Source organism: Pseudomonas sp. MIS38 (genome assembly GCF_019891575.1).
Lineage (GTDB): Bacteria > Pseudomonadota > Gammaproteobacteria > Pseudomonadales > Pseudomonadaceae > Aquipseudomonas > Aquipseudomonas putida_A.
Map to the genome: position 1 here is coordinate 45,366 of NZ_JAFLXF010000024.1, position 13,023 is coordinate 58,388.

A 13,023-nucleotide genomic window follows, 5' to 3' on the forward strand; every position below is an offset into this window, starting at 1 on the left:
TTCTTTTCTTCGGGCCTCAGGGTGTAAAACTGCAGGCGGGAAGGATCGCTTTTCACGAGATTCTGCTGGCCGATAAGCAGAACTGACGGGTCAGTACAGAATTCGAATTGTTCTTTTTGGTTCACACCAGCGGTGTTGTTCACACTGTGTTTATGCCGAAATCAGGGAGGGGGAATGCTATGATCTGCCGCGGCTCTAATACCCGTATAACTATTTCCTAGTGGGCCTGTTGAGTCCCTGAATGATGATTCGAGGGGTATTTTCAAATTGCCTTTATAAAAGACGGTAAGCATTCCATGCACAGAAGAGAACGATCGGAGAATCTGAAGAACAATATCAAGTACCTGATAAAGAGTCGTGGGGAAACGCAGCTGTCGTTATGTAATTCCAGTGGACTGACCCGAACCACGATCTACAACATTCTTGAAGGTAAAGTGGTCAACGTACAGCAGTCCACTGTGCGCAAGATTTCCGACTTTTTCGGAGTGTCCTACGAAGAGATAGAGACGATCTCGTTTGAAGAAAAGGAAATCATCGACAGCAGCATCTCGCCGCAGGGCAACATGAACCCGGCGGCAGTGCCTGTCATCAAGGAAAGTCTGCTTCTGCAGAATCTGGATAAGCGAATCGGCGAGTTGGCGACGATTTTTCCACTGACTTACTATTTTGGAACGTCCTTCAATTTGATAGGCGTCCTGCTGGAAAATGAAGTCAGTGGCATGAATGAACCGGGCGACCTGCTGATCGTGCAGAAGGGCGCGGCAAGTATCGACAAGGAAAAACTGGTGTATGACAAAGTCAGCAAAAGGTTATTCATAACGACTGATGTTGATCTTGCGCTGGAGAGTGTTTGTGTGGTCGGGGATATAATCGAGGAACGATTTAATGGATTGCAGCGTTGAAAGGGAAAACACCAAGTATAAGTTGTTGGGGTTCGAAAACGGAAAAAGCCTGGCGGTGATCATGGTCATTGCGACAGGCAAGATAATTAAAATAAAGCTGAGTGAAGTGTTGAATAGTGAGATTATGGATAATCTGAACAAGATAGAAGTAAAGAATCTGTACAAGAAATTCTACTCCCAGGGAGGGTCGCTTACCGCTTATGAAATAAATGATCGCCACGAGAGTTCCTGGATGATTTATATCATTCTGAACCTGATGCTGTTCACGCTTTATATTTTTACCAGCATTGCGGCGACCAAACCTATCTATCTGGAATATTTTGATATTGTCGTAACGCCGGGTACTTTCCTGTATCCGCTGACGTTTTTGATCGTCGACTTGCTGAATGAAACCTTCGGCCTCCGGTTGGCGCGCAAGGCGATACTCTTCGCGTTCATCAGTAATGCGGCCATTATCATTTTGCTGGCCATGACTACGTACCTTCCCGGGCTACCCGGGTGGAAACTCGACGGGCCTTACAATGATGTGATCAGTCAGTTGTCGTCGGTGCTGGTAGCTTCGTCTGTATCGTTTCTGGTGTCGGAAAATATAAACTCTTATCTGTTGTGCAAAATCAAAGAACTGACCAACTCCCGATTTCTCTTCTTGCGGGTGTTTCTGAGTACTTTGTTTGCGGTGATAATCGACAGTTTTCTTTTCTGCTACATCGCCTTTTACGGGACGATGGAGAACAGCGCGATACTCAGCATGATTTACGTCCAGATCGCGATAAAGGTCGGTTTTGCGTTCTTCAATATCATGCCGGCATACGGTGCCAGGTCATTGTTCAAGAGGTATCTGACGGGTAGTCAGGCTTGATGGATTAAATAATGCGCTCACTCGAAATTTTCAAGTGAGCGCATTTTTATATGCTGGGTGCTTTATTGCAGATTCAGCTTCGTTTTCAAGCTGTTCATCACCTCATCCTTGTTTTCCAAAAACTCATTGAGGCCTTTTGCGCGAAGATTGCAAGCGTCGCAATTTGCACATCCGCTACCGGTTATGCCGTTGTAGCAGGTCAGTGTCTGGTGGCGAACCAAATCAAGCTGATGGTGATGATCGGCCAGCGCCCAGGTTTCCGCCTTGTTCAGCCACATCAGCGGAGTATCAAGTTTCAATGGGTAATCCATGCCCAGCTCAAGGGCTTTGTTCAGTGCCTTGACGAACTCGTCCCGGCAATCCGGATAGCCCGAGAAGTCCGTTTCGCAAACCCCGGTGATGACCGTTCTGGCTTGTACCTGATAGGCGTAAATAGAGGCGAGGGTCAAAAACAGGATGTTTCTTCCCGGCACAAAGGTGCTTGGCAGACTTTCGCCAGAACTATTAACCGTCGGAACCGGGATGTTGTCGCGAGTCAGGCTGCTGATGGCCAGCTCATTCAGCAAAGATACATCCATCACTTTATGCACGGTCACGCCGAGCTGTTTGGCCAGTTGCTGCGCGACTTCGATTTCCGCGCGATGACGCTGACCATAGTCAAACGTGATGCAATGAATTTCGTCATAGTGGCTCAGTGCATGGATCAAACAGGTCGTCGAGTCCTGTCCGCCACTAAAAACGATAACTGCTTTATTGCTCATGCTTATGCTTCCTGCATTGAACTGGTAAATTTTCGCTGGGGATCATAACGCGAAACGATTGATGCAAGAAGTTGCGCATGGCCGCAGGAGACCTGCTTTGTGGCTAATCGCGGTATCCTGCACGCTCTGAATTCGGACTTTTTTCCATGCTGGTGATTTCCAACAACGTGCATCTGCCGGATGCCGAGATCGAATTGACAGCCATCCGCGCGCAAGGCGCCGGTGGGCAGAACGTCAACAAGGTCTCCAGCGCCGTGCACCTGCGCTTCGACATTCCGGCCTCGTCCTTGCCCGAGTTCTACAAGGAACGGCTGCTGGCGCTGCGTGACAGTCGCATCACCAGCGATGGTGTGCTGATCATCAAGGCTCAGCAGTACCGCACGCAGGAAGCCAACCGGACCGATGCGCTGGAGCGCCTGACCGAGTTGATCCTCAGCGCCACCAAGGTTGAAAAGAAACGCCGCCCGACCAAACCAACCCTCGGCTCGAAGAAGCGCCGGCTCGAATCCAAGACCAAGCGCGGCAGCATCAAGGCTGGGCGCGGCAAGGTGGATTTTTAAGAATTGGCGTCTTGAAATTGTTCCATTTCAGCAGGCGCGAGCAATGTATCCATTACGCGCCACTCAATTTAAATCAATTTCCGGATATCGAACGACTCTCTTATTGCTAATTGGTCTACCTGACTGTCATATCTGACAGGTGTGCCGGATTGCTGTTACACGTTTACTGAGCTCTCTTTTTATTGATTGAGCAAAAGCAAATGAGTAACTTAAATGTTGTGCGTGGTACTCCTGATACTGATTTTGGTGTACGCGGTGAGGTCGTTTTATATGGAAAAGAACATCAGAGACTTCAATCTCGGGTCGTCACCCTTCTCTCAGAACCGAACAGGATTCTTTGCGCCGCAACTGACGAGGAGCGGCAAGAGATTTACCTGTGCATGCTTGATGAGGAAGGAGGTATCGACGAGAGTTTCGGAAAAGCGGGTAGTGTTTTTTTCAAACTCTCGGAGTTTTTTCCTGGGTGGGATTTGCCGCAGCCCTATAGCGTGAAGTTTGATAGTGTTCATGGCAAGTATGTGTTGGGGTTCTTCGCTCGTAAAGACGGCTTTAATCGTGCTACCGGTCTGGCTCGATTCGATTTGAATGGGGGACTTGATGAAGGGTTTGGTAGCAAAGGAGTCATGTTGTGGAGTCTAGATGTGAAAGAGGTTGTTCCTGCAAGTTCAGATGTTCCAAAGGTGAAGCAACCTCTGGCGGATAAGGGGCGCGACTACCACGGAACTATGGAATTATTGGACGATGGCGGCGTTTTGCTTCTGACCACGCTTGATGAAAGAGGACTTTTCGATAGTGCGATCCTGGTCAAGTTAAAAAATAACGGTAGTTTGGACGGAGCGTTCGGTAATGGTGGGTACCGATTGGTTTTTCGAGGTCCGTCTGTTTTAGTCATAGGACAGGATATGTTTCGCCAAGGCGATGGTTATATTGTCGCCGCTTCAGAGGGCCTGCGTGATAAACGTTGGTTTGTTGGCCGGTATGATGCCCGTGGTGATCTTGACGCCAGTTTTGGGGTCGGAGGATATTATGATGGAGCACCTTCGGTTAAAAACTTCATTCTGAAACGCGACGATCGTTCTCAGTTTTATATTATAGGTACTTCGGATAATGGAGCTCGGCAGTATCTGTTTCTCCAGCTTCAACGTCGCGGGCTCAAAGGCGAGGAGGATCCACTTTTTGGCAAACAAGGGTGGGGAGGATTTATCACTGATGATTTCAGCGATATCTATATGACGAAAGCAGCACTCTATAATTTGAAATCAACCGTTGTGGTAGCAGGTTATGCTTATTTGCGTGTTGGGTCGGATAGTCAGGCATTTATTGCCAGTCTTGAACAAGACATGGGTTGGGACGAGGGGTTTGGTGTTGCTGGAAAGGTTGTATTTCCAAAAGACCAGATTATTCACGATCTCGCTGTTCAGGAAGATCGAAAAATTGTGTTTGTATCCAGTAAAAATAGAGAAAACGGTAGCTTCGCCATTTTCCGTTTGCATGGTTAGCTTATAAAAACCGCGGTTGTGCATTGGCCATTCGGAACCAATGAATGGCCAATATTGGACGATCAATGAAAGTGGTGTTTTGGTTTAATGCGGTACAAATACACACTCAGGATCAGGCCGCTCAGTGAGGCAATGGCGGCAAACAGAAAGATCGAAGCAAAACCGAAACCGGCCGCAATTGCCCCGGCCAACGGTCCGGTGATCCCCAGCGACAAGTCGATGAACAGCGAGTACGCGCCGACCGCCGCACCACGGCTGGAGGCTGGCACCAGATTCACCGCTTCCACGCCCAGCGCCGGGAACACCAGCGAGAAGCCGAAGCCGCTCAACGCCGCCCCGGCCAGCGCCCAATGTGCATCCGGCGCCAGCCACAGCAGCAACAGGCCGAGGGTTTCCACCGAGAGGCAGGCGATCGCTATGCGGAAGCCGCCGAGGCGGTTGATCAGGTTGCCGAACAGCAGTCGCGCGCCGATGAAGCTGGCGCCGAACAGGCTCAGGCACAGCACCGCGTTGTCCCAGTGCCGGGTGGCGTAATACAGGGTGATGAAGGTGGCGATGGTGCCGAAACCAATCGAGCCCAGCGCCAGGCCGCAGCCGTGGGGGAACACGCGACCGAGCACATGCATGAATGGCAGGCGCTCACCGGCGACAATCGGCGCCGCGGTTTTCGGCCAGGCCAGCAGCAGGCCCAGCGCTGCCAGCAGAATGATGCTGACGCCCATGCTCCACAATCCCAGCTGGCCGACCAGCCAGACCCCGAACGGCGCGCCGACCGCGAGCGCGCCGTAACTGGCGATGCCGTTCCAAGAGATGACTTTGGCGGTGTTCGCCGCGCCAACGCGGCCGATGCCCCAGCCGATCGAACCGGAGCCCACCAGACTTTCCGCGCTGCCCAGCACCAGACGGCCGATCAACAGGCTGATCAGGCTGAACATCGGCAAGTTGGGTGTCCACGCCGAAATCAGCATAAACACACCACTCAAGCCGCATCCGGCCAGACCGATCATCACCGCGCGCTTGCTGCCCTGGTTGTCGATGATCTTGCCGGCGTACGGGCGGCTGAGCAGGGTGGCGAGGTATTGCACGCTGATCACCAGCCCCGCGATCACCGCGCCAAAGCCCAGATCGCTGTGGACGTAACCCGGCAGCACGGCGAGCGGAATGCCGATGTTCAGGTAGCCGATGAAGGTGAAGAGGACGATGGACACGACTTGCAGCGTGACCGCCAGGGGGCGCTGGGGTTGTGGCATAGAGGACGACATGAGAAACGATCCACGGCAAAGCAGGATTAGATAGGCTGCTTATGATACCGGCGCGGACGCGTCAGGGGCGGGGAAAAGTAAAACTATTTGCCGCAGGGCAGATTCATGACTTGGCCGGGGCGACCAGTTGTGTCGTGACGAGGGCGGCGAGGGCATTTTCTTCGCTGCCGAAACGGGCGAGCAGGGCGGCCTGTTTTTCCGGGGAGAGGCGGTTCCAGATCTCGATCATTTTCTCGGTGGCGCCGATCAGGACGGCGGCTTGGCTTTCAGAAAATTCGTCGGTCATGGCGGGCTCGGTTTCAGGCAGTGTGGAAAGCGCATCTTAGCGCTTTCCACACGGTCTGTACGGCGGGGTTTTACTCTTCGTTGTCGGCCTGGCGGCTCTCAACGGCTTCTTTCGGCTCGGGCTGTTGGGCACCGGCTTGTTGCGTGGTCGTCTGCTCAGGTACGTGCAGGCTTGGGAAGGGGAGATTAGGAATCTCGTGCATGGTTGCGCTCCTCGCTAAGTCTGTTGATAGATCTGGTAGATCCGCGCTTCTTGAAAGCCTGCGCAGGATACAGCAGGAAAAATGACAATCAGACTTTTAATTGAAAATAATGCGACAGATGGCCGCAGGGGAGGGCGTATTCCAAGTGTGGGTGTGAATGAACCTGTGGCGAGGGGATTTATCCCCGATCGGCTGCGAAGCAGTCGTAAAACAATTGCACGCGCCATGTCAGACATTTCGCGATTGCAGTGCTGGGGCCGCTTCGCTGCCCATCGGGGATAAATCCCCTCACCACAGGGCTCACTCCTACAAGGGGGGGCGCGGGGTTATTTGCAGGCGTTGGCGATGGCCTCGGCCAGCAGTGCCAGGCGCGTGGCGTCGATCCCGGCGACGTTGGCCCGACCCGAGCTGACCATGTACACGCTGTGCTGCTCACGCAGTTGCTTGACCTGCTCCGGCGACAGCCCGGTGTAGGAGAACATTCCGCGTTGCACGCCAATGTGCGCAAAGCGCTCGCGCAGACCGTGTGGTTCCAGTGCTTCGACCAGACCGCTGCGCAATTGGGCGATGCGCAAACGCATGGCTTCTACTTCATCGGCCCAGCGCGCTTTCAGCTCCGGGTCGGCGAGGATGGTCGCCACCACGGCCGCGCCGTGATCCGGTGGCGTCGACCACAGGTTGCGGGCGATGTTGGCCAGTTGGCTGCGGATGTCGATCAGCTTGTCGGCGGTTTTCGCGCAGACAATCAGCGCGCCGGTACGGTCGCGGTACAGGCCGAAGTTCTTCGAGCAGGAGCTGGTGATCAGCAGCTCTGGCACCTCGGCGGCGAACAGTCGGGTCGACCACGCGTCCTGTTCCAGTCCGTCGCCAAAGCCCTGGTAGGCAAAGTCGATCAGCGGCAGCAGGTCACGGCGGCGCACGACGTCGAGCACACGCTGCCAGTCGTCATGGTTCAGGTCGAAACCGGTCGGGTTGTGGCAGCAGGCATGCAGTAGCACCACGTCGCCGTGCGGCACTTCGTTAAGCACGGCGAGCATCGCATCGACGTCGAGGCGGTTGTCGCTGCCCACGTAGGGGTAGTGACTGACCTTGACCCCGGCCGCAGCAAAGATAGTTTCGTGGATCGGCCAGGTCGGGTTGCTCAGCCACACGCCTTTGCCCGGCAGGCACTGGGCGATGAAGTCGGCCGCCAGACGCAGGGCACCGGTGCCGCCAGGAGTCTGGGTGGCGCCGGCGCGCTGTTCGGCGATCAGCTTCGAGTCGGCGCCAAGCACCAGTTCATTGATGACTTTGCCGAACAGCGGATTGCCGTGACCACCGATGTAGGTCTTGGTGTCCTGGCTTTCGACCAGTCGCGCCTCGGCGATTTTCACCGCTTCGGGGATCGGCGTCAGGCCCTGGGCATCCTTGTAGACGCCAACGCCGAGGTCGAATTTGCGCGGGTTAGTGTCCTGCGCATAGGCCTCCATCAAACCGAGGATCGGGTCGCCGGGTACCCGGCCGATGGCGTCGAAGTGCATTACTTGCGTCCTTCTGCGGTCTTGGCCACTTCGTCAGTGCGCGCGGCCATGATGAAGTCGTTGCGGTGCAGGCCTTTGATCGAGTGGCTCCACCAGGTCACGGTGACTTTGCCCCACTCGGTCAGCAGACCCGGGTGGTGACCTTCGGCCTCGGAGATCTCGCCGACGGCGTTGGTGAACGCCAGCGCATGCTTGAAGTTCTTGAACAGGAAAACTTTCTCCAACTGCATGATGCTGTCGCGTACTTCGATGTTCCAGTCCGGGATCTGCTTGATCAGGATCGGCAGTTCTTCGTCGCTGACTTGTGGCGCATCGGCACGGCAGGCTTCGCAGTGGGCTTGGTTCAAAGTGGACATGGTGTGATTCCTGAAATCGAGTGTGTTTTTTTTATAGAAGCTATCGGCCCGTCAATGCCGTCACGCTAAACCAAAGTGACGGCGACTGACAGACTCAATTCTCAGCAAAAGTCGCGGATCACGCGGCTTTCGGTTTTGGCGGAAACTTCGGTGCGTGCAACCCCAGCTGCATGCCTTGGCGAACCATGGCCATGATGTCTTCATGGGCGACGTCGAACAGGCGCTTGAGGTTCGGCAGGACAAAGTACAGCGGCTGCAGAATGTCGATGCGATACGGTGTGCGCATGGCTTCCAGCGGATCGAAGGCCTGATGCTCGGGCTCGTCCGACAGCGAGTAAACGGTTTCCTTCGGCGAGGACAGGATGCCGCCGCCGTAGATGCGTTTGCCTTGCGGGGTGTCGACCAGGCCGAACTCGATGGTCATCCAGTACAGGCGCGCCAGATACACGCGCTCTTCCTTCGTGGCCTGCAGGCCGAGTTTGCCGTAGGTGTGGGTGAATTCGGCGAACCACGGGTTGGTCAGCAGCGGGCAGTGACCGAAGATCTCGTGAAAAATGTCCGGCTCTTGCAGGTAGTCCAATTCTTCGCGGGTACGAATGAACGTGGCCACCGGAAACTGTTTGCTGGCGAGCAATTCGAAGAAGGTCTGGAAGGGGATCAGTGCCGGGACGCGGGCAACCTGCCAACCGGTGGTCTCACCGAGCACCTTGTTGATCTCGCCCAGCTGCGGAATGCGGTCGTGGGGCAGACCGAGTTTTTCGATACCGTCCAGGTACTCCTGGCACGCCCGACCCTCGATCACTTTCAGCTGGCGAGTGATCAGCGTGTTCCACACCGCATGCTCTTCGGCGGGGTAGTCGATAAAACCTTGCGCATCGGGCTCGCGGGCCACGTATTGCGTCTGCTTCATACTGCTCTCCTGCTAGGGGAATTCGTTCTTGTTATGTCCAGCGATGAGCTCAGGATTACCCGAGTGCGGGGTTGGATGCAGCAGGTTGAGCGGTCTCTACGTAGGAAAATTCGCTGCATTTCGTAAATAAATCGTTACGCTTTGGCCGGTATCTCGCATTTGCGGTGATTTGCAGGTTTGAAAAGGGTCGTGGCTGTCACATAATCTTGACAACTATCTGCGCGCCTCGACAGAAAAGTCAGGCAAAACCGCAGCGCAAATCTCTTGTGGGAGCGGGCTTGCTCGCGAAAGCGGTGTGTCAGCTGAATGAATGGCGACTGACACACCGCCTTCGCGAGCAAGCCCGCTCCCACAGGGATTGTGTTTAACCCCTCACCCTCGTCGGGCCTCTTTATATGCGTATCAAAGTCCACTGCCAAAACCGCATCGGCATCCTGCGCGACATCCTCAACCTGCTGGTGGAGTACGGGATCAACGTTGCACGCGGCGAGGTCGGCGGTGAGCATGGCAATGCGATCTACCTGCACTGCCCGAACCTCATCAACATTCAGTTCCAGGCGCTGCGACCGAAGTTTGAGGCGATTGCCGGGGTGTTCGGCGTCAAACGCGTCGGGCTGATGCCCAGCGAGCGTCGGCACATGGAGTTGAACGCGTTGCTTGGCGCGCTGGAATTCCCGGTGCTGTCGATCGACATGGGCGGCTCGATCGTTGCGGCCAACCGCGCGGCGGCGCAGTTGCTCGGAGTGCGCGTGGATGAAGTGCCGGGGATTCCGCTGTCGCGCTATGCCGAGGATTTCGATTTGCCGGAACTGGTGCGCGCCAACAAGTCGCGAATCAACGGCATGCGCGTCAAGGTCAAGGGCGACATCTTTCTCGCCGACATCGCGCCGCTGCAATCGGAGCACGACGATAGCGAAGCCATGGCCGGTGCGGTACTGACCTTGCACCGCGCCGACCGCGTCGGTGAGCGCATCTATAACGTGCGCAAACAGGAATTGCGTGGCTTCGACAGTATCTTCCAGAGCTCGAAAGTGATGGCCGCTGTCGTGCGTGAAGCGCGGCGCATGGCGCCGCTGGATGCGCCGCTATTGATCGAAGGCGAAACCGGCACCGGTAAAGAGTTGCTGGCCCGTGCCTGTCACCTCGCCAGTCCGCGCGGGCAGTCGCCGCTGATGGCGCTTAATTGCGCAGGGCTGCCGGAGTCGATGGCCGAGACCGAACTGTTCGGCTACGGCCCCGGTGCCTTTGAGGGCGCGCGCGCCGAAGGCAAGCTCGGCCTGCTGGAACTGACGGCGGGCGGTACGCTGTTCCTCGATGGCGTCGGTGAAATGAGCCCGCGCTTGCAAGTGAAGTTGCTGCGCTTTCTGCAGGACGGCTGTTTCCGCCGGGTCGGCAGTGATGAAGAGGTGTATCTGGATGTGCGGGTGATCTGTGCCACTCAGGTCGACTTGTCCGAGCTGTGCGCGCGCGGCGAGTTTCGTCAGGATCTGTATCACCGCTTGAACGTGTTGTCGCTGCACATCCCGCCACTGCGCGAATGCCTCGACGGTTTGACCCCGCTGGTCGAGCACTTCCTCGATCAGGCCAGCCGCCAGATCGGTTGTTCGCTGCCGAAACTGGCGCCGGCAGCAATGGATCGCCTCAGTCATTACCACTGGCCGGGCAACGTGCGGCAGCTGGAGAACGTACTGTTCCAGGCGGTTTCACTGTGCGAGGGCGGCACGGTCAAGGTCGAACACATCCGCCTGCCGGACTACGGCGTGCGTCAGCCGCTTGGCGATTTCTCGCTGGAGGGCGGGCTGGACGAGATCGTCGGACGTTTTGAAAAAGCGGTGCTGGAGAGACTGTATTCCGAGCATCCGAGCAGTCGGCAATTGGGCAAGCGGTTGGGGGTTTCGCATACCACCATCGCTAATAAGCTCCGCCAATACGAAGTTGGTAAAGACCCCGAGAGTTAACAGCAACACTGTGGTGAAAAGAGCTTTTGTAGTGAGGGGATTCATCCCCGAAGGGTGGCGAAGCCGCCCCAAACCAGCGAATGCGGTTCATCTGTTACACCACCATGTATGGATTGGGGGGCTGCTGCGCAGCCCATCGGGGATAAATCCCCTCACCACAGGTTCTTTTTCCATCTGCAACAATCGGGATTGCCGCCCAGCGGCATAACACCGCCGGTTTTTCGACTTCGATACATTTCCAATTTCCCCGCAAAACCCCGCAAGTCCTTTGTTTACCGGGCCGCAAGCCGCCAGAAAAAAGTTGGTCTGCAAATTGCTTATGGCTCAGCAGTACAGCGGTGGGCGGCAAACGTCCGGCATGCAGAGGAAAGAGTGTGGACAAGTACCTTTATGTGGCAATGACCGGCGCCAGTCAGAACGCACTGGCGCAAAAGGCCCATGCCAACAACCTGGCGAACATCTCCACCAATGGTTTTCAGCGCGATCTGGAGCAGGCGCGTTCGATGCCGGTGTTCGGTGACAGCTTTCCGGCGCGTGCGTTTGCCATGAGCGAACGGCCCGCCACCGACTTCACCGCCGGTTCGCTGGTGCAGACCGGGCGTGACCTCGACGTCGCCGTGACCGGCAACGGTTTTATTGCCGTGCAGAACCCTAACGGTGGCGAAAGCTACGTGCGCACCGGCAGCCTGAACATCGACGCCCTCGGCGTATTGCGCGCCGGCAACGGCATGCCGGTACTCGGCAATGGCGGTCCGATCGCCGTGCCGCCGGAGCAGCAGGTCGAAGTCGGTGAAGACGGCACCATCAGTATTCGTGCGATGGGCGAAGGCCCGCGCGTCATGGCGGAAGTCGACCGGATCAAACTGGTCAACCCGGACATCAAGAACCTCAACAAAGGCCTCGACGGCTCGATCTACACCAAGGACGGCCAGCCGGCGCCGGCCGATGCCAACGTCAAACTGGTGTCGGGTTTCCTTGAGTCGAGCAACGTCAACGCCGTGGAAGAAATGACCTCGGTGCTGGCCCTGGCCAAGCAGTTCGAGTTGCACGTCAAGATGATGAACACCGCCAAAGACGACGACCAGGCCATGGCTCGGGTCTTGCAGATCAGCTAATTATCAGAACGTCGCGCCGTAAAACAGGCGCACGAGGAGAATCGAATGCTTCCGGCTCTATGGGTTGCCAAAACCGGTCTGTCCGCCCAGGACACCAACCTGACCACCATTTCCAACAACCTGGCGAACGTCTCGACCACGGGTTTCAAACGTGACCGTGCCGAGTTCCAGGACCTGCTGTATCAGATCAAGCGTCAGCCAGGCGCCCAGTCGACCCAGGACAGCGAACTGCCGTCGGGTCTGCAACTGGGTACCGGTGTGCGCATCGTCGGCACCCAGAAAAACTTCACCGCCGGCAGCCTGCAAACCACCGAGCAGCCGCTGGACATGGCCATCGACGGTCGCGGTTTCTTCCAGATCCTGCAGCCGGACGGCACCACGTCCTATACCCGTGACGGTACTTTCCACCTCGACTCCAACGGCCAGATCGTCAACGCCAGCGGTTTCGCCCTGGAGCCGGCCATCGTCATCCCGAACAACGCGCAGAGCTTCACCGTCGGCACCGACGGCACCGTGTCGATCACAGTGCCAGGCAACCCGGCCGCTCAGGTGATCGGCAACCTGCAAACCGCCGACTTCATCAATCCGGCCGGTCTGCAAGCAGTGGGCAACAACCTGTTCCTGGAAACCGCTGCTTCCGGCGCGCCGCAAATCGGCACCCCGGGCCTGAACGGTTTCGGTACCACGCTGCAGAACACCCTGGAAGGTTCCAACGTCAGCACCGTTGAGGAGATGGTCAACATGATCACCACTCAGCGCGCTTACGAGATGAACTCCAAGGTGATCTCCACCGCCGACCAGATGCTCTCGTTCGTAACGCAGAATCTGTAATC

General features: G+C 56.3%; 14 protein-coding genes. 7 read left to right on the top strand and 7 right to left on the bottom strand.

What is annotated here, in order from left to right:
• The first annotated feature begins 296 nt into the window (after positions 1-296).
• Both J1G18_RS23220 and J1G18_RS23225 read left to right on the top strand, forming a co-directional pair.
• Positions 297-902, top strand: coding sequence for a helix-turn-helix transcriptional regulator (locus tag J1G18_RS23220; RefSeq protein WP_098967791.1), 606 nt, complete (start codon positions 297-299; stop codon positions 900-902).
• Positions 886-1,761, top strand: coding sequence for a queuosine precursor transporter (locus J1G18_RS23225; RefSeq protein ID WP_027613965.1), 876 nt, complete (start codon positions 886-888; stop codon positions 1,759-1,761). The genes J1G18_RS23220 and J1G18_RS23225 overlap by 17 nt, the downstream gene beginning before the upstream one ends.
• Before the next feature lie 62 nt (positions 1,762-1,823).
• Here the strand turns inward: J1G18_RS23225 and queC are convergent, their stop codons facing one another.
• Entirely contained in the window at positions 1,824-2,522 is a 699-nt protein-coding gene (gene queC, locus J1G18_RS23230) for a 7-cyano-7-deazaguanine synthase QueC (protein ID WP_097090165.1), read from the bottom strand.
• Between the two features lie 146 nt (positions 2,523-2,668).
• On the opposite strand from queC, the gene arfB reads away from it, so the two are divergent.
• Both arfB and J1G18_RS23240 read left to right on the top strand, forming a co-directional pair.
• Complete coding sequence (gene arfB / locus J1G18_RS23235) at positions 2,669-3,082, top strand: alternative ribosome rescue aminoacyl-tRNA hydrolase ArfB (protein ID WP_098967796.1); 414 nt, start codon at positions 2,669-2,671, stop codon at positions 3,080-3,082.
• A gap of 200 nt (positions 3,083-3,282) precedes the next feature.
• On the top strand, positions 3,283-4,581 hold the full coding sequence (locus tag J1G18_RS23240; RefSeq protein WP_223008656.1) for a hypothetical protein: 1,299 nt from the start codon (positions 3,283-3,285) through the stop codon (positions 4,579-4,581).
• A 62-nt stretch (positions 4,582-4,643) separates the two neighbouring features.
• On the opposite strand, the gene J1G18_RS23245 is transcribed toward J1G18_RS23240, so the two are convergent.
• The 6 genes from J1G18_RS23245 to phhA form a co-directional block, all read right to left on the bottom strand.
• Positions 4,644-5,843 carry an MFS transporter gene (locus J1G18_RS23245; RefSeq protein WP_223008658.1) on the bottom strand — a complete coding sequence of 400 codons (1,200 nt, stop codon included), beginning with the start codon at positions 5,841-5,843 and terminating at the stop codon, positions 4,644-4,646.
• Positions 5,844-5,946: 103 nt separating this feature from the next.
• Positions 5,947-6,129 (bottom strand): hypothetical protein, encoded by a 183-nt coding sequence (locus J1G18_RS23250; RefSeq protein ID WP_025113527.1) that lies wholly within the window; start codon positions 6,127-6,129, stop codon positions 5,947-5,949.
• 70 nt (positions 6,130-6,199) lie between these two features.
• Entirely contained in the window at positions 6,200-6,331 is a 132-nt protein-coding gene (locus J1G18_RS28120; RefSeq protein WP_262415657.1) for a hypothetical protein, read from the bottom strand.
• 326 nt (positions 6,332-6,657) lie between these two features.
• On the bottom strand, positions 6,658-7,851 hold the full coding sequence (locus J1G18_RS23255) for an amino acid aminotransferase (protein ID WP_223008660.1): 1,194 nt from the start codon (positions 7,849-7,851) through the stop codon (positions 6,658-6,660).
• The gene (locus J1G18_RS23260) at positions 7,851-8,207 is read right to left on the bottom strand and encodes a 4a-hydroxytetrahydrobiopterin dehydratase (RefSeq protein WP_003222798.1); all 357 of its coding nucleotides are present in this window, start codon (positions 8,205-8,207) and stop codon (positions 7,851-7,853) included. Before J1G18_RS23260 ends, J1G18_RS23255 begins: the two co-directional genes overlap by 1 nt.
• 118 nt (positions 8,208-8,325) lie before the next feature.
• Positions 8,326-9,117 carry a phenylalanine 4-monooxygenase gene (gene phhA, locus J1G18_RS23265; RefSeq protein ID WP_007965510.1) on the bottom strand — a complete coding sequence of 264 codons (792 nt, stop codon included), beginning with the start codon at positions 9,115-9,117 and terminating at the stop codon, positions 8,326-8,328.
• Positions 9,118-9,512: 395 nt separating this feature from the next.
• Here phhA and J1G18_RS23270 point away from each other — a divergent pair, with 395 nt between their 5' ends.
• The 3 genes from J1G18_RS23270 to flgG all read left to right on the top strand — a co-directional run bounded on the left by J1G18_RS23270 (position 9,513) and on the right by flgG (position 13,021).
• A complete protein-coding gene (locus tag J1G18_RS23270) occupies positions 9,513-11,075 on the top strand; it encodes a sigma-54-dependent transcriptional regulator (protein WP_096796287.1) in 1,563 nt (520 codons plus the stop codon).
• Between the two features lie 374 nt (positions 11,076-11,449).
• Positions 11,450-12,190 (top strand): flagellar basal body rod protein FlgF, encoded by a 741-nt coding sequence (locus tag J1G18_RS23275; RefSeq protein WP_007965507.1) that lies wholly within the window; start codon positions 11,450-11,452, stop codon positions 12,188-12,190.
• A 45-nt stretch (positions 12,191-12,235) separates the two neighbouring features.
• Positions 12,236-13,021, top strand: a complete 786-nt coding sequence (gene flgG / locus J1G18_RS23280; RefSeq protein ID WP_003222804.1) for a flagellar basal-body rod protein FlgG — start codon at positions 12,236-12,238, stop codon at positions 13,019-13,021.
• Positions 13,022-13,023 lie beyond the last annotated feature (2 nt).

Bases quoted from the DNA above. Each gene is read 5' to 3' on its own strand.
- J1G18_RS23220 (WP_098967791.1), top strand. From the start codon at position 297: ATGCACAGAAGAGAACGATCGGAGAATCTGAAGAACAATATCAAGTAC.
- J1G18_RS23225 (WP_027613965.1), top strand. From the start codon at position 886: ATGGATTGCAGCGTTGAAAGGGAAAACACCAAGTATAAGTTGTTGGGG.
- queC (WP_097090165.1), bottom strand. From the start codon at position 2,522: ATGAGCAATAAAGCAGTTATCGTTTTTAGTGGCGGACAGGACTCGACG.
- arfB (WP_098967796.1), top strand. From the start codon at position 2,669: ATGCTGGTGATTTCCAACAACGTGCATCTGCCGGATGCCGAGATCGAA.
- J1G18_RS23240 (WP_223008656.1), top strand. From the start codon at position 3,283: ATGAGTAACTTAAATGTTGTGCGTGGTACTCCTGATACTGATTTTGGT.
- J1G18_RS23245 (WP_223008658.1), bottom strand. From the start codon at position 5,843: ATGTCGTCCTCTATGCCACAACCCCAGCGCCCCCTGGCGGTCACGCTG.
- J1G18_RS23250 (WP_025113527.1), bottom strand. From the start codon at position 6,129: ATGACCGACGAATTTTCTGAAAGCCAAGCCGCCGTCCTGATCGGCGCC.
- J1G18_RS28120 (WP_262415657.1), bottom strand. From the start codon at position 6,331: ATGCACGAGATTCCTAATCTCCCCTTCCCAAGCCTGCACGTACCTGAG.
- J1G18_RS23255 (WP_223008660.1), bottom strand. From the start codon at position 7,851: ATGCACTTCGACGCCATCGGCCGGGTACCCGGCGACCCGATCCTCGGT.
- J1G18_RS23260 (WP_003222798.1), bottom strand. From the start codon at position 8,207: ATGTCCACTTTGAACCAAGCCCACTGCGAAGCCTGCCGTGCCGATGCG.
- phhA (WP_007965510.1), bottom strand. From the start codon at position 9,117: ATGAAGCAGACGCAATACGTGGCCCGCGAGCCCGATGCGCAAGGTTTT.
- J1G18_RS23270 (WP_096796287.1), top strand. From the start codon at position 9,513: ATGCGTATCAAAGTCCACTGCCAAAACCGCATCGGCATCCTGCGCGAC.
- flgG (WP_003222804.1), top strand. From the start codon at position 12,236: ATGCTTCCGGCTCTATGGGTTGCCAAAACCGGTCTGTCCGCCCAGGAC.